General features: G+C 39.1%; 20 protein-coding genes and 3 pseudogenes. 10 read left to right on the forward strand and 13 right to left on the reverse strand.

Going from position 1 to position 21,139, the window contains the following annotated elements; all coding sequences use genetic code 11:
- Window positions 1-132: 132 nt before the first annotated feature.
- Window positions 133-524: pseudogene (locus tag CVD19_RS13380) on the reverse strand (DnaB-like helicase C-terminal domain-containing protein); the annotation flags it as partial.
- A gap of 225 nt (window positions 525-749) precedes the next feature.
- Between CVD19_RS13380 and CVD19_RS13385 the strand changes: the two are divergent.
- Window positions 750-1,124 carry a hypothetical protein gene (locus CVD19_RS13385; RefSeq protein WP_101582357.1) on the forward strand — a complete coding sequence of 125 codons (375 nt, stop codon included), beginning with the start codon at window positions 750-752 and terminating at the stop codon, window positions 1,122-1,124.
- Window positions 1,125-1,254: 130 nt separating this feature from the next.
- Here CVD19_RS13385 and dnaB read toward each other — a convergent pair whose 3' ends face one another.
- From dnaB to CVD19_RS13405, 4 genes are all read right to left on the reverse strand, one after another.
- A complete protein-coding gene (gene dnaB / locus CVD19_RS13390) occupies window positions 1,255-2,559 on the reverse strand; it encodes a replicative DNA helicase (protein ID WP_101582358.1) in 1,305 nt (434 codons plus the stop codon).
- The gene (locus tag CVD19_RS13395; protein WP_101582359.1) at window positions 2,559-2,897 is read right to left on the reverse strand and encodes a replicative helicase loader/inhibitor; all 339 of its coding nucleotides are present in this window, start codon (window positions 2,895-2,897) and stop codon (window positions 2,559-2,561) included. The genes dnaB and CVD19_RS13395 overlap by 1 nt, the downstream gene beginning before the upstream one ends.
- On the reverse strand, window positions 2,890-3,636 hold the full coding sequence (locus CVD19_RS13400) for a conserved phage C-terminal domain-containing protein (protein WP_101582360.1): 747 nt from the start codon (window positions 3,634-3,636) through the stop codon (window positions 2,890-2,892). Before CVD19_RS13400 ends, CVD19_RS13395 begins: the two co-directional genes overlap by 8 nt.
- Before the next feature lie 241 nt (window positions 3,637-3,877).
- A complete protein-coding gene (locus CVD19_RS13405; protein ID WP_101582361.1) occupies window positions 3,878-4,771 on the reverse strand; it encodes an AraC family transcriptional regulator in 894 nt (297 codons plus the stop codon).
- A gap of 569 nt (window positions 4,772-5,340) precedes the next feature.
- Between CVD19_RS13405 and CVD19_RS13410 the strand changes: the two genes are divergently transcribed.
- Entirely contained in the window at window positions 5,341-5,667 is a 327-nt protein-coding gene (locus CVD19_RS13410; RefSeq protein ID WP_101582362.1) for a hypothetical protein, read from the forward strand.
- Window positions 5,668-6,237: 570 nt separating this feature from the next.
- On the opposite strand, the gene CVD19_RS13415 is transcribed toward CVD19_RS13410, so the two are convergent.
- Window positions 6,238-7,209: a helix-turn-helix transcriptional regulator gene (locus tag CVD19_RS13415; RefSeq protein ID WP_101582363.1), complete on the reverse strand. Its 972-nt coding sequence runs from the start codon at window positions 7,207-7,209 to the stop codon at window positions 6,238-6,240.
- Between the two features lie 392 nt (window positions 7,210-7,601).
- Between CVD19_RS13415 and CVD19_RS13420 the strand changes: the two genes are divergently transcribed.
- Together CVD19_RS13420 and CVD19_RS13425 are read left to right on the forward strand one after the other, a co-directional pair.
- Window positions 7,602-8,165 carry a dihydrofolate reductase family protein gene (locus CVD19_RS13420; RefSeq protein ID WP_101582364.1) on the forward strand — a complete coding sequence of 188 codons (564 nt, stop codon included), beginning with the start codon at window positions 7,602-7,604 and terminating at the stop codon, window positions 8,163-8,165.
- A 316-nt stretch (window positions 8,166-8,481) separates the two neighbouring features.
- Window positions 8,482-9,069, forward strand: a complete 588-nt coding sequence (locus tag CVD19_RS13425) for a lysophospholipid acyltransferase family protein (RefSeq protein WP_101582365.1) — start codon at window positions 8,482-8,484, stop codon at window positions 9,067-9,069.
- 366 nt (window positions 9,070-9,435) lie between these two features.
- Here CVD19_RS13425 and CVD19_RS13430 read toward each other — a convergent pair whose 3' ends face one another.
- The gene (locus CVD19_RS13430; protein ID WP_257985133.1) at window positions 9,436-10,272 is read right to left on the reverse strand and encodes a transposase; all 837 of its coding nucleotides are present in this window, start codon (window positions 10,270-10,272) and stop codon (window positions 9,436-9,438) included.
- Between the two features lie 643 nt (window positions 10,273-10,915).
- Here CVD19_RS13430 and CVD19_RS13435 point away from each other — a divergent pair.
- The 5 genes and pseudogenes from CVD19_RS13435 to CVD19_RS13455 form a co-directional block, all read left to right on the forward strand.
- The gene (locus tag CVD19_RS13435; protein ID WP_101582366.1) at window positions 10,916-11,494 is read left to right on the forward strand and encodes a TetR/AcrR family transcriptional regulator; all 579 of its coding nucleotides are present in this window, start codon (window positions 10,916-10,918) and stop codon (window positions 11,492-11,494) included.
- Window positions 11,495-11,557: 63 nt separating this feature from the next.
- Entirely contained in the window at window positions 11,558-12,868 is a 1,311-nt protein-coding gene (locus CVD19_RS13440; protein WP_101582367.1) for a cytosine permease, read from the forward strand.
- 24 nt (window positions 12,869-12,892) lie between these two features.
- Window positions 12,893-13,993: a DUF917 domain-containing protein gene (locus CVD19_RS13445; protein WP_101582368.1), complete on the forward strand. Its 1,101-nt coding sequence runs from the start codon at window positions 12,893-12,895 to the stop codon at window positions 13,991-13,993.
- Complete coding sequence (locus tag CVD19_RS13450) at window positions 13,981-15,537, forward strand: hydantoinase/oxoprolinase family protein (RefSeq protein WP_101582369.1); 1,557 nt, start codon at window positions 13,981-13,983, stop codon at window positions 15,535-15,537. The genes CVD19_RS13445 and CVD19_RS13450 overlap by 13 nt, the downstream gene beginning before the upstream one ends.
- Window positions 15,538-15,832: 295 nt before the next feature.
- Window positions 15,833-16,077, forward strand: a pseudogene (locus CVD19_RS13455) (transposase family protein); the annotation flags it as partial.
- A gap of 326 nt (window positions 16,078-16,403) precedes the next feature.
- Here the strand turns inward: CVD19_RS13455 and CVD19_RS13460 are convergent.
- The 5 genes and pseudogenes from CVD19_RS13460 to CVD19_RS13485 all read right to left on the reverse strand — a co-directional run bounded on the left by CVD19_RS13460 (window position 16,404) and on the right by CVD19_RS13485 (window position 19,976).
- Window positions 16,404-17,360 carry a helicase-related protein gene (locus CVD19_RS13460; protein ID WP_219620101.1) on the reverse strand — a complete coding sequence of 319 codons (957 nt, stop codon included), beginning with the start codon at window positions 17,358-17,360 and terminating at the stop codon, window positions 16,404-16,406.
- Between the two features lie 86 nt (window positions 17,361-17,446).
- A pseudogene (locus tag CVD19_RS25875) lies at window positions 17,447-18,131 on the reverse strand (DUF6946 family protein).
- A gap of 18 nt (window positions 18,132-18,149) precedes the next feature.
- A complete protein-coding gene (locus CVD19_RS25190; protein WP_219620102.1) occupies window positions 18,150-18,353 on the reverse strand; it encodes a hypothetical protein in 204 nt (67 codons plus the stop codon).
- 197 nt (window positions 18,354-18,550) lie between these two features.
- Complete coding sequence (locus CVD19_RS13480) at window positions 18,551-18,808, reverse strand: hypothetical protein (protein WP_101582373.1); 258 nt, start codon at window positions 18,806-18,808, stop codon at window positions 18,551-18,553.
- Between the two features lie 43 nt (window positions 18,809-18,851).
- A complete protein-coding gene (locus CVD19_RS13485) occupies window positions 18,852-19,976 on the reverse strand; it encodes a hypothetical protein (protein ID WP_257985134.1) in 1,125 nt (374 codons plus the stop codon).
- 219 nt (window positions 19,977-20,195) lie between these two features.
- Here CVD19_RS13485 and CVD19_RS13490 point away from each other — a divergent pair, with 219 nt between their 5' ends.
- Window positions 20,196-20,465: a hypothetical protein gene (locus CVD19_RS13490; protein WP_101582374.1), complete on the forward strand. Its 270-nt coding sequence runs from the start codon at window positions 20,196-20,198 to the stop codon at window positions 20,463-20,465.
- A gap of 214 nt (window positions 20,466-20,679) precedes the next feature.
- Here the strand turns inward: CVD19_RS13490 and CVD19_RS13495 are convergent, their stop codons facing one another.
- Entirely contained in the window at window positions 20,680-21,018 is a 339-nt protein-coding gene (locus CVD19_RS13495) for a hypothetical protein (RefSeq protein WP_101582375.1), read from the reverse strand.
- Window positions 21,019-21,139 lie beyond the last annotated feature (121 nt).

A 21,139-nucleotide genomic window follows, 5' to 3' on the forward strand; every position in this document is an offset into this window, starting at 1 on the left:
AACAACTGCCTATTAATTCTTTTGTTAATTAAAACCGGCAGAGCCTGCAGGACAGCTTTGCATCGATACGCTTTCATAACACAATGAAAAACGGCAGGTAGCCACGGTCCTGCCGTCTCTTATCATCCACTACTACATCCCCAGATCGGCAAACTTTCCATATTCCTTATTAAAAGAAAGCTCTACTGTCCCGACCGGCCAATTCCTCTGCTTTGCGACAAGATATCGATCGTATTTTTTGATTCGGCTTCCTTGTCATAGTAATCGTCCCGGTAGAGGAAGGCAATCACATCAGAATCCTGTTCTATTTGGCCCGATTCCCTTAAATCGCTCAGCATCGGCCGTTTATCCTGCCGGCTTTCCACGCCGCGGCTCAGCTGGGACAAGGCAATGACCACTACATTCAGCTCCCTCGCCATATGCTTCAATGACCGGCTGATTTCACTGATTTCCGCCTGGCGGTTTTGTTTGTGCCTGGGGTCACCGACAATTAATTGCAGATAATCAATCACTACGAGAATCCTTGTCCCATCTCCGTACTCCCCACCAGTGTTCATTTCCTAACAACTGGTGGTTTTGCAGAAAGCTTTATAATCGGAACAGTTACGGAGAGCAAGAGTAACTGCCTTTGGACTGCATTGCTTATCTCAACGCCAACACAATTTGCTCATCCTTCTATGAAACTTAATTACTCTTGTGTTTGTTATGCTTTCCCATATACTAAAATTAAAAAGTGTGGGGTATTCCATATGAAAAATGCTAGAAAAATTTATGTGGCTTTTTTTACAGCTGTTATTTTTACTTTTGGATTTTTTCTAATTTTTCTTCGAAATATGTTTATCACCCTCTCATTTAACGATTTCTCGAGTTTTATCATTGTATTTATCTATTCGTTGGTAGGTAATGTACTATACGGATTACCAGTTTCTTTATTAGCAGACTTTGTTTCACAGAAGTTTAAAAAAATACGGATCTTGGTATCCGGTTTGATTCATATAGGTCTTGGCTCAATTACATACTTTATTTTCCCTCATTTTTTTGCATATTTTATTATGATGTGTTCTATTATCTTTTTTGTTCTTGATGAAATAACAAGAAGAAAAAGTAAGAGTGAAACACAATAATTCTTTTGTCATTTGAAAACCGACTGGGAGTTGTAGTATTTATAAACAGGGCAGATATGAAACGAATGGCTGTATAACACAATCAAAAACGGCAGGCAGCCGCGGTCCTGCCGTCTCTTATCATCCACTACTACACCCCCAGATCGGCAAACTTTCCATATTCCTTATTAAAAGAAAGCTCTACTGTCCCGACCGGCCCGTTCCTCTGCTTTGCGACAATGATATCGATCGTATTTTTTGATTCGGCTTCCTTGTCATAGTAATCATCCCGGTAGAGGAAGGCAATCACATCAGAATCCTGTTCAATCTGGCCTGATTCCCGTAAATCGCTCAGCATCGGCCGTTTATCCTGCCGGCTTTCCACTCCGCGGCTCAGCTGGGACAAGGCAATGACCACTACATTAAGCTCCCTCGCCATATGCTTCAATGATCGGCTGATCTCACTGATTTCCGCCTGCCGGTTTTGTTTATGCCTCGGATCCCCGACGATCAATTGAAGATAATCAATCACGACGAGAAATCTTGTTCCCTCCGCGTACTCCCTTTTCATTTTTCGTACCTTTGACCAAATATAGTTGACATCCATTCCAGGCCTGTCAAAAATATGGAGGTTATGATGTGAGATCTCCCCCATCGCACTATACAGATGGCGCCAATCCTCATCAGCAAAAAATCGCCTGGGATTCCTCATCTTTGTACTGTCAATGTTCCCTCTAAAACCGGCCGCCCTTTTCACGAGCTGGTTTTTTGACATTTCCAGCGAAAAAATAACACTCACATCGTGTTCCGAAGCGTTAAGTGCGATATTCAGGGCAAAAGCGGTTTTTCCCATGCTCGGCCGGGCCCCAATGACAATCAAGTCAGATTCCTGAAACCCTCCTGTCAGCCTGTCCAGTTTTTTGAAGCCTGAAGGAACGCCTGAAATCTCACCGCTATCCTTTTCACAATCATTGTACAAATCTACTAAACATGACTTGATATCACCAAGTTCATCGTCCCCGTTTGCACCTTCTATCTCCATCAGATTGTGGATGCCATCGCTGATCGTTTTTCTGATATCCTCAGCACGGGCAACCTCATCCATGATCCTTCCGGCTACTTCCTTCGCCCTCCGTTTTTGGTAATACTCCCTGACGATGTCCTGATAATACTTGAAATTTGCAGTGGTCGGCACGCTCCCCGCCAATTCCGTTATGTATGATATCCCGCCAATACTCTCAAGATTCTGTTCCCCAACTTCCTCCACCACAGAGATGACGTCAATTGGCCTGCCTTTTTCATCAAGCCGCTTCATTGTTGAAAGAAGCCTTTGTAATTTCGGCAAGTAAAGCTGCTCTGGGCGAATGTTACAATCCTTTATCAAACCTTCTTCGAGAAATAGCGCGCCAACCAAAGCCTCTTCCGCTTCCTGATTAAATTGCCACTGTTCCATCATCACGCATCCCTTCTGATCCCCAAGATTTTACGCATATTGGCGAGCTCTCTTTGGATAACCTCCTCACTCGCCGGTTTGACTTGCGTTTGCATAAGCGCCCGGGTAGCCTCGGCTCCCGGTATTTCCCTTGAAACCACGGCGGTTTTTTTGACCAGATCAGAAATTTTAGGTGGAAAAGGGGATTCAGCTACAAACGCAAACAGTTTTTCTTTTACTGGTTCAAAAGGGTAATGCTTAAACACTTCATGCCAGGCATCCACTTTTTGCTGGTCCATCTCAAACTGGTCATAATACACGGATATCGTCATCATGATCAAATACGTCTCCCGCTTAGTCATTTAAATCAAAATCCTCCTCCCGCCACAGTTTCTTGTTCGATTTCTGGTTTAAATAAGACTCGAACTTCACGCCAAACAATGTTTCCGGCCGCAGATATTTGCTCCACTGCGGATCGTTCAGCCACTCAGCAGCCTTCAAATCTATTACTTTTATAAAGTCCTCCAGCCTGAATCCTTCATTCCATCGTGCCCGGATCAATTCTCTTGTTTTCCTTGTAAAAGCCTTGTAAGTGGAGTTTGTTTTTCGATTGAGGTAATCAATAATTTCTTTGTAGGGTATATCTTTCTCTGTTGTATTCTCTGTAGTAATCTCTGGTATTGCTCTGGCCAAGCCGGCCTCCTCCATAGGGCTGTTTGATATGCCGGACGGGTCAGCCTGGCGGCAGGACTGCCCAAATTGAGACGATGCCGCCATATCCAGTGCCTCCACCTTTTTATAGTCAATGCTGTACCATTTCGTCTTATCAAGCTTCAATCGGTTCCAATTGCCGGAAATCAAATAACCCTTGTCCTCCAGCGACTTAATCGTCCGTTTAATCGTGCTCTCCGACCAGAAAGACAACTGATCCTGCCAGTCCTTATACGTATTGTAAATCCACTTCTCCCCCTCGATTTCATGCGAACTCCTTACCAGCCAGTAATGAACCTGCTGCAAAAAAAGCGCCTCATTCAAACCAATCTTCTTCGCCAATGACGGAATCACCATCATTGGGTTTTCGTTGATTAATAGATTGCTCAAATTGGAAACCTCCAGTGTGTATGATTTTATTCAAAGTACAACCATCGTTCACTTTCCTCATGTCCATCGGACGATTTATATCCGTCCATCTGCTCAGCTCCTTTCACTAGTTATATATAAGGAAGTGTCATGGAAGGACAGGGTAGGTAGAAATTTTTTCAAAAAAAAGAACCCTAGATAACAACATTGTTATTGTTATCTAAAGCTCTCTAAGTATTGTTACAATAGGGATATTTAACTTTTACCCCATTATTTTTTGTTTTTTCACCGGAATGTAAATGTCCATTACTTTGTTCTCTGATCCGTAACATCTTTCATCATACAGTTCAAATTCCACTGTTCCATCATGTTCCAGGCCTGATTTTGGAAACCATTCCGTAAAGATGTAATTCCATGTGGACTGAATTGAAGGGCTAAACGATTCTTCATCTGACTTTGGTGTAGTGAAAACCGCATACTCTAGTTCGGGAAAACTCATATATACCATTCCTTCTGGTGCTTGAGTTCCCTCTTTTACTTCCATTCCGATGACATATACGAATTCACCTGTTTCAGCATCAAAATTGGTGCATATACCTAGTTCCTCATTTTTATTAATCGGATTCGGTATATTACAACCTAGTTTATTTTGCATGTACTGCTGCCAAAATTCCGGAATGTCCTTATTATTCAGACCGTCTATATTCCTCGTTTTAAGTTCGTAGCCAATGATGTGAAAAGCAGGTTTAGTGACCAATTTTGGTTCCATGCAAAAACCTCCTGAAAAATGGTGTGTTATTAGGCAGGCTTTTCCGATTAAGGGGCCAGATAAGCTTTTGGCGTCGCGGTATTGCCTTGGTGAAACTCCATAAAACTTTTTGAATGCCCGGTGAAACGATTCCGGGTATTGGAAACCAGCATCTAATGCAATGTCGATCACCTTTTCATCTGTATAGAACAAACGCTCTGCTGCATAGGTAAGCCGTCTTTTTCTCACGTAATCCATCACAGACTCACCGACCATTGTCTGAAATACACGATGATAATGAAAAGGAGAAAAACAAGCAATGTCTGCTAATTTCGTTAGTGTAATCTGTTCCTGCAAGTTCTCTTCAATATAATCAAGTGTCCTTTGTATACTGGCCTCATACCCCACGCGTTTTCACCTGCCTTACATTCACTATAGCAGCAATCGCACAGCTGTTCTTAACATTTTTTGCGGTATTCTGTGTATTTGGAAAATCGGCCTTTAGGTTGGCGACCAGTATTCATGAACGTTCCAGGATTTTTGCAGCAGAAAAGCATGTACCTTCGGCCATGTTAGAAATTGCAAGGTCTATGAAATTTGTCAAGTAACCCAAAAAAGACCGCTTTTTCAGACTCTATTTCAGCAAAACATCTGAATAGAAAAGAACTATGCGTAACAGATTGTGCAATCTAAAAAAGATGCCAGGCTTCCGATATTCCAAGCCAATGGCACCCTTTTCTATAATAATAACTGATGAAATTAAGAGTTCCTAGCCAAGAATCTGACAATACCTAATCAGTTCGAACACCATTTTCAGGCCCCGGTCTCTAATGGACATCTTACGACCTTCCTCCCTAGAACGTTTGTTCTTTTATTGTAACCTGTAATAAAAGAAACTAACAAGCTAAGTTTTACCTAGATGAAAAGGACGTGATAAGATAATAGTGAACAATACTATTGAAAACGTAGGTGAGAGTATGTCAGTGACTTTAGACAATATTTATTCATTTTTGGATGAAGAGAACAAAAATCTATTAAAATCTATCCTGACTATTTCTAAAGTGAATGGATACGAAATTGTTGAGGTTGAAGGTCGCGCCATAGACTTAAGAAAGGACGGTAATAACCCTTGCTTTAGTTTAATTTTAAAAGAAACTGATGGATTAATTTCGTTCTGTGTGTACAAAAACAAAGAATATATGATGATTAATGCAGATGTGGACGTAATTGCAGAGTATGATGATGAAGGGTATAAACAGGGGCTACACATGATAGCTTCTCATTTTGCTCCAAATAGAATCTAAGAAAGAATGATTAATGTTTGCGCACGGTTTATCAATTTCATCTATGAAAGTGAACAATCCTCCAGCCAAAGGCACGGAGGGTTCGAATTAGCATCTGCTAAACGAAAAGAAGAGGCCGAGCAGGAATTACATAAGCAAAAAGAAAAGTTAGGATCGCTTTCGAGAATTCTGGCTAAGTTTGGTCTGTGAAATTATAGGGAAAGCACGAATTGTTTTGAGTTACGGATTATCCGGAAAAATAGCAGTAGCACGGGTTGAATCTTCTTCTCCAGCATACAGCCAATGAAATGTACCATCCTTGACATAGTTTTTACCACTGAATGACAAAAAGTGTACCAAGGAATGACAAACTGCTTACCACTTCAAACCTTCTGGTGATAAAAAGATAAAAAAACAAGTTTTGAGAATCAAAAATTTTATAGTTTTATACATATATGATTGATTTTCAGTAAGAATCACTCTTCTACAAACGGGCCATATTATGGAATAAAAAGTGTACATAAGTATGCTTTTTAACAAAAGGAAAGTAGAATAAACTAAAATGTTTTTCTACTTTCAGGACATTTTATTTTACATTTGATTCTCCTGCTCATAAAAATCGATTACAGCCCTTGCCATATCATATATATTTTGCTTTAAAATGTTAGGTCGTATGATTTTTATCTGATTCTCGAAGCCTAAAATATATTCTTTTGCTTCTTGTTCTGTGTCAAAACACAGCTTTATTGGGATCCATCCATTTTCTAAGGGAGAATCAATTTTTAATATTTGTACAAAGCGTCCGGTGAACTTTATTCTTTGAACGATAGATGGAGATACTTCAACATCTACCTCATATCTTGGTAGACTTTTAATAAATTCTTGTGTTGAGCTACTCCAATATTGGGCTAAATCAAAGTCATTTGGTCGGGTAAATGTTTCACTCATCAATAGCGCAGACCTCATTCTTGATGCTCGATAGTTTCGAATGTTCCCGTTTGATAACGCGATTAAATACCATGTGCTGCCTTTAGCAACTAACCCTAATGGGTTAACAACTCGTTCAACACATTCCCCATCTGCCCGTTCATATTTTATTTGTAGTTTCCGATCTTCCCAAATCGCTTGTTGCAAAACTTTGAATGACTTCATTTTTTCAGTTGACTGTCTCCAAGCACTTGTATCAACATGGATTCGGTTCCATATATCATCGGCATTTGTCTGTAAGGAGCTTGGAATCGAAGCAAGTATTTTCTGACGTGCTTCATACCAATCTTTTGTTAATCCTAAGTCAGTAAGCAACTGGAATGACGGTGAAATAAGCAAAGACTTAATTTCATTGGCTTTCAAACCAGTTAAATTTGTTCGATATTGTTTAAGTAATCTCCACCCTCCAGCCTTTCCGCGTTCAGCCACAACAGGAATACCTGTCGCACTCAATGCTTCCATATCACGATGAATGGTACGTTCAGTTACCTCTAATTCCTGGGCTAATTCTCTGGTTGTCAATTTTCTTTTATTTTGAAGCAGAAGTAAAATGGAGATCAGCCTATCAGCGCGCATAACTACCCACCTAAATGATTAAGTAAAAGATATTTAATTATGACAATAGATGTCATCATTAAGTATTATACTAGGTGTCGTGTAGCAATGGAACTTATTTACACAATAAGTATTAGCAGACATTGATTTTCGGATTTATTGCGTAAATGAGCGGACATAAAAGCCTGATTTTTATGCTTATGATGTCCACTAATATTACTTAGGGGACATGATCACGCTACGTGAATGGAGATGAAGTCAAATTTTTCTCCTTGTATGTAGGGGTCCCGGTAGAAAGAATGGATGTTCACTATTACTTTTTCTCGTTTTTAATGTCCACTAATGATTAACGTAATATTTGATTCTATTGCTACACACAGGCCCTATCTATTTGATTAAAGGGAGGAAGAATTATGTCCAAAAACGTAAGACCAGGAAGAATAATTTTAGATTTAGCAGTAACTTTAGATGGTTTTATTGAGGGGAAAAATGGGGAAATTGATTGGTGTATCATGGACTCTGAGATGGAGTTTATTAATTTCTTAAATCAAATTGATACTATTTTATATGGAAGAAAAAGCTACGATTTATGGGGACAATTTACTCCAGAAATTGAAGTTACTGATACTGAAAAAGAAATTTGGAAATTAGTTCATAGTAAAGAAAAATACGTGTTTTCCAAAACGCAAAAAGGGACTGATAATAAAGCAATATTCATAAATGATAATATTCTTGAAGAAGTAAATAAATTAAAGAATAAGCCTGGTAAAGACATCTGGCTATATGGTGGAGCAAGTCTTATAACAACTTTTATCAATTTAGGGCTTGTTGATGAATATAGATTATCTGTTCACCCTGTTATTTTGGGAGAAGGAAAACCGTTGTTTATTGATATAAAACAGAGATGGAATTTAAAAATGGTTAATACAAGGACGTTCTCCTCTGGCGTTGTGCAACTAATCTATCATAGGAATTAAAATTGCAAATTCCAAAGATAAAATACTCGATAGTAATTGTCACTTCTTCAACAAATTCAGCTAATAGAAGCTCAAAATTTTATTCCGTTATAGACTACTCAATCTTCCGTTAAAGGGCGCTTTTCTGAAATAAGGAAAGCGTCATTCTTTATGAAAAGGGCCATATAATTGAACAACATCTCTAGAGGAAAGGAAATTGGATACTTTTAGTGGAAAGATAATCAAAATTTAGTATCAACTATTAGAACCAAGTGTTAAAATTATGGTAGATGTAGAGTGAAACTATAAATGTTTAAGGTTAATGGAGGAAGAAATTGTGTATCAATTTGCAGCGTATTCTTTGAAATGTATCTTGCGTGTATTTGGAAAACTTCACGTTTATGACAAACAGAACATCCCTAAAGAAGGTCCTTATGTTATTACTTGTACTCATACAGGTTGGGTTGATGTTTTGTATTTAGGCATCACTTTATTGCCAAACAAAATACATTTCATGGCAAAGAAACAACTATTTACTAATAAATTGATAGGTTGGTTTTTGCGCAAATTTAATGCTTTTCCTGTGGATCGTGCTAACCCGGGTCCAAGTGTTTTAAAAATTCCTTCTCGACTGCTGGCTCAAGGTGAAATCGTAGGGATATTTCCAAGCGGAACAAGAATTGAAGAGCAAACCGCATTAAAACAAGGAGCAATTACAATTGCTCAGCGTTCCAAAGTACCTATCATACCCGCAGCATATGTGGGTCCAAATAGTTTTAAGGAATTGTTCATTAAGAGGGATGCATATATTATATTTGGTGAACCACTACATATTTCTAATTTGAAAGAACAGAGAGCCAATTTCACAAACTTGTTAGAAGAAAAAATGAATACTCTTTTGCAGAAGATCCAATTCAAAAATTAGACGAGAATGTGTAAAGAGAAATAAATCTTCTTGTTCAACTACCATGAAAATTAACTTCTAACTTCTGTAAAAAAGGCAATACTTAAGAAGACGCAGCTCGTTCGTTTTTTAAAAAAGGGAGAGCGCCAAATTCATTGACCTATGGTAATTAGATGGACTGGTTTAAGATGCTTTAGGTTCTTCTAACTTAACAATGTATCCTAAGCTTTCTAGTCGTCTCAGTGAATGCCTGACAATCGATTGTTGTCTCTGCTTATCAAAGTAGTCTTCGCCTAAGTCTACATACATTTCTTTACGTGTTAAGAGATAATAAGAGATACGTAACATAGCGTGAGCGACTACGATTCCAGCACGTTTCTTGCCTTTTCATGAGGCTGTACGCCTATACAGTGCTCCGAGATAGTTTTTGGACCCCCTTACGGAATGAGCTGCCTCAGTTAAAGCCGACCTCAAATACTTGTTTCCCTTTTTAGTTTTAGCCGATTTCCGTTTCCCTGCACTTTCATTTTGCCCTGGAACCAAGCCGGCCCAGGAACACATGTGAGACGCAGTTGGAAACTGCTTTTTTACATCTGTTCCGATTTCAGAAAGGATCTGTTCAGCCATCCTTGTCGCAATGCCGGGAATGGAATCAAGTATTTCTATATCCTCTTGATGAGAGCTTACTCTTTTCGCAACTTCTTGATTGAGCATCTCGATTTGTTCAGTAAGAAAGTCAATGTGGCCCAAAATGGTTTTTAACAGTAACCTTTGATGGGAGTTAATATAACCTTTTAAAGCCAGTTCAAGTTCTTCCTTCTTCTTTTTCATAGTGCGTCGAGCGAAGTTTGCTAGTTTCTCAGGGTCTTCTTCGCCATCTGCGATTGCGTCAAGCATATCCCTTGCAGAAACACCCAATACATCCGAAACAACAGACCCCAGCTTAATGTTCGCACCTTCTAACACCTTTTGGATCCGGTTATGTTGTCTGGCTCGCTCTTTTAATCTTTTAAAATGAGCCATTCCAGCTTTGACACATCTGCCATTACAATTGTTATGGCTGAAGCCTAAGTCGTACAATTCCGGCTTGCGTATCTTATACTTGTTCAGTACCTGGTCATGGTCAATGAACATATCGATTAGAGGAAAATCAACTTTAAAACCATTCTTATCGCTGTTCTTAGACCAGTTTTTTCGTATTGGCCCAGACCGGTGTGCCTCCATAAACCCGACGCCGAAGTAAAGTGTTGCATTTCATTAGCATGCAACTCGTATTTATACTTTCAAGAATATTGCTATACATGTGGCCATGAAAGAATATTTCGGTGTGAAAACAGGTTTGAACGTAAAGAAAAGTCGTTTTTTTAAATAAATTAGTATTGTAAAACATACCATATTTGTAATAAGGATGAATAAAGTAGAAAAGCATAACACGTCAACAAACGTTATTTTTCGGTTAATTACTCTGGAATAGAGCATAACCGCAACAATAGATGGCATAACTAAGGCCATAACTTGATAAAAAAATCCCCCTCAGCATACATTTTAGAGTCTACTCTAGGGTAAGTAATGTGGTGTCGTGCACAAAAACAAATTTTATTTTTAGAAATTTCTGTATTTTATACTATTATACCACAATCCTATAAGAAACTGATCGTACTGAATTGTTCTCCGGTTATTAAATTAATGAAATGGCAGCTGTAAGAGGCTGTTTTTATATAATTCTCAACATGTTTGTATTCAACACCAACCTTCATTTCAACCGGAAGTGACCTTATGCCAAAATAAAATTTATTTCGACTATTGCATAATAATTCATAGTTAAGTATAATCAAACCTAACTAAATTAGTTAGGTGCGGTGAGTGGATGACGAAGAACAAAATTAAAGAAGTGGCTTGCAGGCAATTAGCCGAGAATGGTTATGACCGGGCAACCCTGTCCAGTATAGCAAAAGAAGTAGGCATTAAGACGCCATCCATCTATGCATTTTATAAAAATAAGGAAGACTTGTTTTTGGCTGTTTATAAAGATTTGCTGGAAGATTATTATTCTTACATACGGCAATCTGTCCAAAAAGGTACAGATGGAACAGTAAGGGAACAGCTTCACGAAATTTTAAAAGAGCTCAGCTACTACCATTTAAGCCAGCCGGAAAAGACGGCGTCCTATACAAGGCTGGCCATGTCGCTTCCGCCCACTTTAAATGATGAAGTGAAACAAACGTTTAGTGAGATGGAAGAGCTTCTTTATGAGATTCTTAGCGAAATATTTTCAAAAGGGATAGAACGCGGAGAAATCAAGGACCAGCCGGTTGACGATTTAATAGCATCCTTTCTTTGTGTGATGGATGGGGTCTTCCTTGAATTACTTTATTATCAGGAAGACAAGTTCAAAAGGCGGCTTGAACAAATTTGGGGGATTTATTGGAATGGAATCCGCAAATAAAATACTACATCACGAATTGCATTGATAGATAATTAGTTTTTCATTATTAAGGGGGATTTATCAATGAAGGATGAACAAGTGGTTTCAGATTATGCACGGGAAGCGGTTCCCAAGGAACTTCAGAGAAACTGGTTTTCGATGTTCTCGGTATTGGTCGCTATAGGGGTGGATTTATCATCCGTATTATTAGGGGCAGAATTAGCCAATGGCATGCCTTTAAAGGATGCTATTTTATCAGTCTGCGTAGGGTCATTTTTCCTGGCAATTCTCTGTACGATTTGTGCCGTTGTTGGTTCGGCCACAAATCTTTCTACATCCATGATCACAAAATACGTGTTTGGAAAATACGGGGCGCAGGCATTTTCTATTGTAATCGGCATTTCCTTGCTGGGATGGTTTGGTGTCCAAGTTGGTTTTTTTGCTGACAATGCCCAAGCAGTATTGCAGGACGCGTTTGACTTGACCGTTGATGTAAAGATTCTGTCTCTCATTGGCGGCTTGCTGATGATGACCACTGCAATCTATGGATATCGTGCCATTGAGAAATTAAGTGTATGGTCAGTGCCATTTTTGTTGGGGATGATGCTGCTTACCTTATTTTTAACACTAAAAGATCATTCTATTTCGTTCAGCATTCCGAATGCAGGGGCCTTTACATTTGGCAGCGCAATTTCACTTGTAATCAGTATTTTTATCGTCGGGGCAACGATTTCACCGGATATTTCCCGCTGGGCAAAAAGCAAGAAAGATGCGATGATAGCCACGTTTTTCGGGATCTTCATTGGCAATAGCTTCATGATTATCATTGCGATTATAATGTCGAAGGCAATGGGTACTGATGCGATCATGAAAATATTTATTGCTTTGGGATTAGCCATCCCCGGGGTGTTAGTATTGACACTGGCGCAATGGACAACGAACACAAGCAATTTATATTCGTCATCGCTCGGCTTCTCGTTAATTTTTACAAAAATATCAAAAGAAGCGTTAACATTGATTTTAGGGGTAATATCCACGGCACTTGCTGTTCTTGGCATTTATGATCAATTTATTTCGTTTTTAAATATATTGGCCATTGTCATTGCACCAATTGGCGGAATTTATGTTGCTGAATATTTTCTTGTTAAAACCGAATTTCAGCGCTATTACAACCATGTGGAGGAGAAGGCGCTTGTTGCGCGTTCCATCATTGCTTGGCTGGTGGGGATGCTGATTACCTATTTTACAACCGCGTCGCCAACTGGGCTTGCCTTATTTTCCATTACATCGGTCTCTTCTCTGGATGGATTTTTAACAGGCTTTGTCGTCCAGGTGATTGTCGGTAAATTTTTCAGCCAGAAAAGATCTTTGCAACAGGTAACCGTCAGTAAATGATAAAAAAATAGGGAGTTAGATTTTATGAGATACATAGATGAACAGGCAATTGAGAAAATCGCTCTTGGCGCTGCTGTCCTTGGGACAGGCGGTGGCGGTGATCCTTTGATTGGGAAATTGATGGCCAAACAGGCTGTCAGGAAATATGGACCGGTGAAATTGATTTCTTTGAATGAATTGAGTGATGACCACTTGGTTGTCCCCGTTTCCGGTATGGGGGCACCGACTGTAACGGTCGAAAAAATTCCGTCAGAAATTGAAGTGACTGCACCGCTAAACAGACTGGAAAACGTTCTCGGAAGAAAAGTGGATGTTGTCATGCCAATTGAAATAGGAGGAATCAACTCTTTATTTCCAATCATTGCCGCTGCCAAAACAGGTCTGCCTGTACTCGATGCTGATGCGATGGGCCGGGCTTTTCCCGAAGCACAGATGGTGACATTCCATCTGGATGGTTTTGAACCATCGCCGGTTACAATGGCTGATGACAAAGGAAACACGGTTGTGCTGTACCCAAAAGATGGAGTCTGGTCTGAAAGGCTGGCCCGTGCCCTCACCATTGAAATGGGTGGGAGCTCATCCGTGTGTGATTACAGTTTAATGGGGAAAGATGTCAAAACAAGCGTAATTCCTGATACATTGACTTTGGCAGAAAAAATCGGTGGGTATCTCCTCGACAACAATGATAAGGAACGTCTCGGGATTAGCAAAATGCTTGCGGAATTACAAGGGCGCCGTTTGTTTGAAGGGAAAATCACAGACATAGAAAGGCGGCTCAGTGGTGGCTTCACTAGGGGCAATGCATCCTTTGAAGGAATTCGTGATGACCAGGGACGGCGCTTTACTATTTATTTTCAAAACGAGCATCTTGTAGCAAAAGAAGATGACAATCTTTTGTGTTCTACCCCAGATTTGATTGCTGTGTTGGATGCGGAAACAGGTTTTCCAATTACAACAGAACGGATGAAATATGGAGCCCGTGTAGTGGTGGTCGCTTTCCCTTGTCATGAAAAGTGGAGGACGCCAAAAGGTATTGAAACAGCTGGCCCCCGTTATTTTGGTTATGATTTTGATTATCAGCCTATTGAAGTGTTATTGAAGGAGAGAGAAACATGTATCGGCTAGGAGTGGACGTTGGAGGCACGAATACAGATGCTGCGTTGCTGGACGCTAATTTACAGGTTGTCCATACCGTAAAGGTTCCAACGACAAAAGATGTAGAAACCGGCATATATGAAGCGGTTGCCAAAGTGGTGCAGGATAGTGGGACCGATAGGAGCAGGATAGGCTATGCGATGCTGGGAACGACGCATTGTACGAATGCAATCGTCGAGCGGAAGCGCCTCAATAAAGTAGGGGTAATCCGGATCGGAAAGCCGGCAACAACTTCTATCCCGCCGTTTACAGAATGGCCAGAAGATTTACATGGAAAAATTGAGGCTGCGTCCACGATTGTCTCAGGTGGTTATGAGTTCGATGGCCGTTTAATCAGTGAATTGAACCGGGAAGAAGTAGCGTTTTTTTGCAGAAACATAAAGGGAATTGCTGAGAGCATCGCCATTTCAGGTGTATTTGCACCAGTTAATAAGCAACAAGAACAAATTGTTGCAGACTGGGTAAGAGAAGAACTTGGAGACATCCCCATTTCACTTTCCCATGAGATTGGCAGTATCGGTCTTCTCGAACGTGAAAATGCAACGATACTGAACGCAGCCTTGATGACAACGGGTCAAATGGTGGTCAACGGCTTCGCCAAGGCGCTTCAGCAACTCGGTATTGAAGCGCAAATGTACTTCAGCCAAAACGATGGCACGCTTATGAATGAAACATATGCATTGCGGTATCCCATCCTTACCATGGGCTGCGGACCAACAAACTCGATTCGTGGTTCTGCACATTTATCCGGACTTCAAGATGCTATTGTCCTTGATGTTGGAGGCACAACCAGTGACATCGGTGTGCTGGCAAAAGGGTTTCCAAGGCAGTCATCCCTGGCCGTTAATATTGGTGGTGTAAATACCAATTTCCGGATGCCTGACATTCTGTCAATCGGACTCGGCGGCGGTACCCGCATACGTGAATCTGACGGGAAGATTGCTGTTGGTCCGGATAGTGTCGGCTATGAAATTACAAAAAAAGCACTTCTTTTTGGCGGGGAGAAGCTGACCGCCTCTGATATCGTGACGCGTTTAGGATATGCATTTGCAGATCGGACCGAACAAGTCAAACAGTTACCGGAAGATTTTTGCACCAGGGTATACGAAAAAATGACAGAGATACTTGAAGACGCTGTTGACCAGATGAAAACAAGTTCAAAACAAGTGCCGCTTATTTTGTCGGGAGGTGGAAGCATCATTGTTTCCAGTTCTCTTAAAGGGGTGTCCGAGGTTATCAGGCCCGCGCATTATGATGCAGCCAATGCCATTGGGGCAGCGCTTGGACAAGTCAGTGGTGAAGTGGAACGGGTCTATAGCTTAAATCAGCTCAGCCGTGAACAAGCCATTCAGGACGCAAGGGATTTGGCCACTAAAGAAGCCATGAAGGCTGGGGCAAATGAAAATACTATTTCGATTGTATCAGTTGAAGATATCCCGTTAGCATACCTGCCGGGAAATGCATTGTTTATTCGGGTTAAGGCCGTTGGGGACTTGATTGCCTGGGGAATATGATGGTCTGACTTGGCGACTCTACAGAAGCGAAAGCGAATTATGGTTTTAATTAGGTTAGAAATGGTGAATAGTTAGGAAAAGATGCTTGTTTGTTTCAGCTTACATTACAAAATCTGACAAGGGGCTCTCCAGAAAGTCAATTTATCTGACTTTCGGCGCCCCTTTTTAATTTAGGCTCTATAATATTTGTTGGGGTCTGGACACACTTTCGTTTGCATAATAAAAACACGTAAACACCCAATTCTTTTATACTTGAATTGCCGGAAACAAGTAGAGAGATTGGGGTTGCGTGCAAATGAATTTTATCATGAATATACCTGGTTTAAAAGAGGTCTTAGTGACCAATTTGGAAGACGCCATGACGTAGTATGTCTCTACGTGGAGATGGAAAGGAAGGTTCATGGCTGTCCCTGCTGTGATCAGAGGACCAGTCGCGTTCATGATTACCGGATTCAGAAGATCGACCATCTGAAATGGTTTGAAAGGAAGACCCGAATTTTTTATAAACGTCGCCGTTACGCCTGTGAATGTGGGAAACGAGGAAATCATTTTCTTTTATTAATCCCGATTGTAACAAGCGTACTATAAATGTGCCTGTACCAGTAAATGGCTCTAATATTTGTACATCACGCTCGGTTACTGATGTATTGAAATGGTTCACTAAAGCATATTCCACACTATTTATTATAAAGTCAACCACTTCCACAGGGGTATAAGTTATTCCTAATCGATCAGCCATACTAGGAAAGGCCTTCTTAAAAAATGTCTCATACAAATTCCTGATAATTTCCTGACGAGATTTATTGCTCTTGGCTAGTTTAATCCTTTCCCGAACGTTGTCGTAAAATTTCTCCAAACCTTCAATTTCAACTTTCCATTGCATGCTCATCCATTAGTTCAATTACTAATTGCATTGATTTTGAAACTGGGTTACTTTCTGTGAAGGAATACCCTTGAAACAAAGCTTCAAAAACTGGACGTGTTATAACATGCTGTGCCAGCATTTCAATCGCCTGGCTTTCAGTCACTTCAGGATTAAGATTATCTCTAATCCCTTTTAAAAATTTTTGAAAAGCCTCATTTGCTTTAGGATAATTCAACATCTCCTGAATACGCAGAATCGTTCTTGAAGCAATTTCTGCTACATTATTAGCCCAATCATTCCAATATTCTAAATCTCCAAGTTTCTTTGGTATAGCAGCATAGACAGCTTCTGAAATTTGTTCAATTGGTAAATCAGGAAAATCCAAAGATAATTGCTCAGAACCACCTTCATCGCCACCTCGAGAACCTTTAGGATTACCAATTACCTTTATCTTCTTTCTAAACTCAGCTTCATCAACTAATGATTCATCGTGTGCTCGTAGTGCCTTTATAACTTTCCATATACCTTTAAATTGAGGGTCGTTCTCAATATAACTGTTATAATCTTTAATTTTAGAAGACGGAATCGCTACGGGAAGAACTATATAACCATATTGTTTTTTCCCGTCTTTTGGCTTTCGCATAACTCGACCGACAGATTGTATAATATCTACAATAGATTCACGAGTATCAAAAAAGATAACCGCATCAAGGGATGGAACATCAATACCTTCAGACAAACAGCGAGCGTTGGATAGGATTCGGCAATGATTCTCTCCAGGATCTTTCTTTAGCCAATCTAAAGCATTTTGACGTTTAAGTGCGTTCATTCCTCCGTCAACATGATCAAGACTACAATGAATCATGGCATTAGAACCATCAGGATGAGATTGTGCATACAAATTTGCTAAATCTGTAAATATCTCTGTTGTAGCTTTATTATCGATTATGATAATCATCAACCTCATCCTTATAGGGGCTCTTTTTGTAAATATAATCATCGATTTCTTTAGCCAACATTCTAGCTTTCTCAGTTTTAAACATGTTATAGAAATACCTCTTTTGGCAAAACCTTATTACAGGTAACCCATCCAAAATAAAGGTTACCCCCACTAACTAAAAATGGACCAACAACAGCACCTTTCAGACGCGTCAAATTAAACAATTCAACAAAACTGGCGTAGTCTTCAAACCATTTGCCTTCTTGATTAAATGGAAGAACAAGCATCAAGGCGTTTTTCGCATTTACTTTTTTTGCTTCTATTATTGCTGAAGCTGTCCGATGCAGTAATTGATATCTTACCTGTAAGGTATCTTCTTCTTTTAGATTCAACATATTTAGCAAGGTATTCAGCCTTATCCTTTTCCCATCACTGGGAGTTTTCCCTATCCAAACTCCAGCTTTCTCTCCGAATGGTTCATTCAACCATGATTGTCAATAATTCGTCATTGGCTTTAGCTAATAGGTAAAGATCATTTTCAGAACTTGCCCCTCCACCCGGCAACGAAACTTTGTATTCCGGAAATCCATATAAAATCTCTACATTTTCAAAAAGAGAGAGACTACTATTTTTAAAGGCTCTCTCCACGAAGGAGGGCAGGTTTCGTGCATCTTCCCAACAGTGTGCTAATTCGTATGCAGAATAACCAGGCTTCCAATGCTTATTCGGATCTGCCAATGAATCTTTCCAAGACTCTACTGCTTTTGTAGGAACAAAGTATTTTCCCATATCCACTACTTCCTTTTCTTATTTTCTTTTAAAAAGGCTTAGCAAAAATTGAAGAAAATTCTTTTTTGGTATTTCTACGGCAACAGCTACAAGACTTTCATTCTTAACAGTACGCTCTTTTTCCTCTTTTAAAAGATCTTTTGACGGACAAGTAAAGGCACCGTTTAATTCTTCAAGCGTAACTTCTTTTATGTAGAATCTATTTTTGTTGGTCATATTCACGATTGTGTATCCATCAGTGTTCTTGATAATATTAAACTTCCAATGAACACCGCTTACTTTGGTTTCGACACTGTTGTCATCACGAATCATTTTCTCAATGAACGGATCTAATTCCGTGAGCAAAAACTTGTCGAAGAACCTAATCAGCAAATAGCCTTTTGCAGTTTGATTCTTGTATCTGTTTAAATTAACTTCCCTTAAATCAAACCAGTAGTATTATTTTGGATAGATGGAGAAAGAACGAAATACCCCTTTTTAACAAAAACGGAGGTATTTGAAACCTGCCTCAACCCTAGAATTTGTTTTAATATTTCTTTATTTTTATTTGAAGAAGCTGAAAGGTTTCCTGCCAATTGCGCGCCTCCTATATTCAGCAATCGATATGCAACTTCTTTTACGGTTGCCTCTCCGCCCAATGCTGTCAGCGCTTCAATAATCGCTTCGTAGTGGTTCATACTTGGTCTCCTTTTATATAACTCTTTTTAATTTCCTTTTCTTTTACTCAACCAATTCCTTTATTCTTTTTGCAGCATTTTTTATTCCGTCATAACTAATCCTGCCATTTCCAAAGAAATGAGTAGTAAGGAAATAGACTTCTTTTGACAGCGAAAGATTAATACGGTAAAGAGTATACTGCTCATGATTATATTGCCAGTCAATTAGTTTACTTGTTACATCAGAAAAGTAATTCAGCATACTTTTTGTAAGTGTTTGATCATATGAAACGATAATCTTTGCTTCAGAATTTAATAGATTGTTTCTAATAAGAACAAATCTGTTCGCTTCAACTTCATCATAATATCCCTTTAAAGAATTCCATAAAAATTTATATTCCTCAATGGAATCTTTGCTTGGTTTAGGAAGTGGCATCATTTCACAAATAAAATGATTACTGCTTTTGCTTCCAAACTTTTTAGATCTAAAAATATATTGATTTATATCTTCAGGCGAAGAATTCAGCTCTTCATATTCCAAAAGAAAAGCTGCCTGATAACGCCATACATTCGGGCCTTTAAATGTTGTTAGTGGAATATCGTATAATTCTTCCCAGACATTTGTAAATTCCATACTTAAATCAAATTGTGATCGCAAATTAAGACTTTCTATTAGGGTTTTAGTTTTACTACGCCATATCTCTGCTCCCCCTTCTTCAATTCCAATGAACCAAATATGGCCGTTTAAATTGCCGTACCCAAGCCAGTTGTATAAGCAAGAACGAACTAAATCATCTGATGGTTGGACATTTTCTGGTTGTGTATTAGATTCAATTAATGGTTTATGGCTCGCGTTCTCATCAGCCTTTTGGACTTCTGTTCTTGATGTTTTGCCCGACATGGACCTCATAGCTTCCTGTATTACATTTATCAAGTCATCCTTTGTAAAGTTCTTTATTGAAATCCAGCCACGTGCATCAACATTGTATCCATTACTCTTAACCACTGCTTCGGGTAAATACTTCCCCAAAACATAACCGTTACCACTAGGATGTAATTCCCTGGCAAGGATATTTCTCTTCTGTAAACTGACTGAATAAATATAGTTAATGCGCTCGTTACTTATTGGTTTTTCCTTTAAATCAACGAATGCTTCAAAGACTTTTCTCTTTTCTTCAAGTGATAACACACTTGCCCCCTCCTTCTCCTTGTTTTAAACTTCTTTCCCTTTGCAAATAAGTTTTACTTTTACTATTCCTTATTGAATTATAGGTTCCTGCTTTATTATTAGAATATTATGGTAAAATTTAATCAGAAATATATTTGTAATGGTGGAGGAAGGGTCTATGATGAAAAAAATGATTATCGCAGACCTTGGATAGTTGTTACCATTTGGAAGGTAATGTAAATGTTGAATAGCACACGATATTGTAACGTAATTGCGCAAGGCAGGACTCAGGAAGGTGCAGATATTGCTGCTGTTGAAAAAATTTTCGTCAAATCCATTCAACGAGATGAGATTAGGTTTGCCTGGTATAAACTTAAGGATGGAAAAGAACATTTCCAACTTAGACCTTTAGATTTAACTGAGGAAGAACTTTTGGAAGTATTTAAGGACGGTTTGGCGAAAGACGTCTTCTCCAGCAGATTTAGAGAAGAATTGAAAAAACTGCTTTAAAATGCAAAAGCCCCTAACAATGTATATTTCCACTAAGTACTGGGACTATAGCTATAAAAATCGTTGATTCTTATTACTTCATATACTTGTTTAAACTCATCGGTAAATATTTTTTCGAGGATTTTTGTTTCAATAGAAGAATAAGAGGCTTTCCAGAAAAAGCTTCAGGACAACCTCTTAATTAATATAGAACTTGTCAACCTTTAATACTGCATCACGTTTCCCGAAAACTATTAAATTCGTCCAGGGTTCCTAATTCCATGGAAGCATAAATTTGAAAGAGGGCTCGTTCATTTTCATCTTCAATTTTTAACATTTGGACAGAATAATTTTTGTACATGTATTCTCTGGCATCTTGAATAGTATTAAGTTGGGGAAAACGTTGTTTTAAAGTTGTAAGTTTATAAGAAATAGTTGCCTGCTGGCGTGTAACTGCTCTTAAATCCACACCTATTCGCTGAGCTAAATTTCCCGAGCGGCCTACATAAACAGCCTTATTTTCTAGATTTGTAAATAAGGAAGACTCCCTCAATTGGGAAAGTATTCTGTCCAAAAAATCTTTTTATTTCCCCTTCCGTTAAATTACTTATAGGAAATTTAGGTGCTTGTGTTAATTGAATTAGCTTTTCTTGTAAACCATTTGTTAATTCATTAAATGTAGACATCAGGCGCAT

Origin of the sequence: Bacillus sp. T33-2 (assembly GCF_002860205.1) — a bacterium.
Classification (GTDB): Bacteria; Bacillota; Bacilli; order Bacillales; family Cytobacillaceae; genus T33-2.

Coding starts and splice junctions, on each gene's coding strand:
- CVD19_RS13445 (WP_101582368.1), top strand. CDS start 12,893: ATGAGATACATAGATGAACAGGCAATTGAGAAAATCGCTCTTGGCGCT.
- CVD19_RS13460 (WP_219620101.1), bottom strand. CDS start 17,360: ATGATTATCATAATCGATAATAAAGCTACAACAGAGATATTTACAGAT.
- CVD19_RS13480 (WP_101582373.1), bottom strand. CDS start 18,808: ATGAACCACTACGAAGCGATTATTGAAGCGCTGACAGCATTGGGCGGA.
- CVD19_RS13420 (WP_101582364.1), top strand. CDS start 7,602: ATGTCCAAAAACGTAAGACCAGGAAGAATAATTTTAGATTTAGCAGTA.
- CVD19_RS13440 (WP_101582367.1), top strand. CDS start 11,558: ATGAAGGATGAACAAGTGGTTTCAGATTATGCACGGGAAGCGGTTCCC.
- CVD19_RS13415 (WP_101582363.1), bottom strand. CDS start 7,209: ATGCGCGCTGATAGGCTGATCTCCATTTTACTTCTGCTTCAAAATAAA.
- CVD19_RS13430 (WP_257985133.1), bottom strand. CDS start 10,272: ATGGAGGCACACCGGTCTGGGCCAATACGAAAAAACTGGTCTAAGAAC.
- CVD19_RS13490 (WP_101582374.1), top strand. CDS start 20,196: ATGTTGAATAGCACACGATATTGTAACGTAATTGCGCAAGGCAGGACT.
- CVD19_RS13385 (WP_101582357.1), top strand. CDS start 750: ATGAAAAATGCTAGAAAAATTTATGTGGCTTTTTTTACAGCTGTTATT.
- CVD19_RS13395 (WP_101582359.1), bottom strand. CDS start 2,897: ATGACTAAGCGGGAGACGTATTTGATCATGATGACGATATCCGTGTAT.
- CVD19_RS13435 (WP_101582366.1), top strand. CDS start 10,916: ATGACGAAGAACAAAATTAAAGAAGTGGCTTGCAGGCAATTAGCCGAG.
- CVD19_RS13450 (WP_101582369.1), top strand. CDS start 13,981: ATGTATCGGCTAGGAGTGGACGTTGGAGGCACGAATACAGATGCTGCG.
- dnaB (WP_101582358.1), bottom strand. CDS start 2,559: ATGATGGAACAGTGGCAATTTAATCAGGAAGCGGAAGAGGCTTTGGTT.
- CVD19_RS13410 (WP_101582362.1), top strand. CDS start 5,341: ATGTCAGTGACTTTAGACAATATTTATTCATTTTTGGATGAAGAGAAC.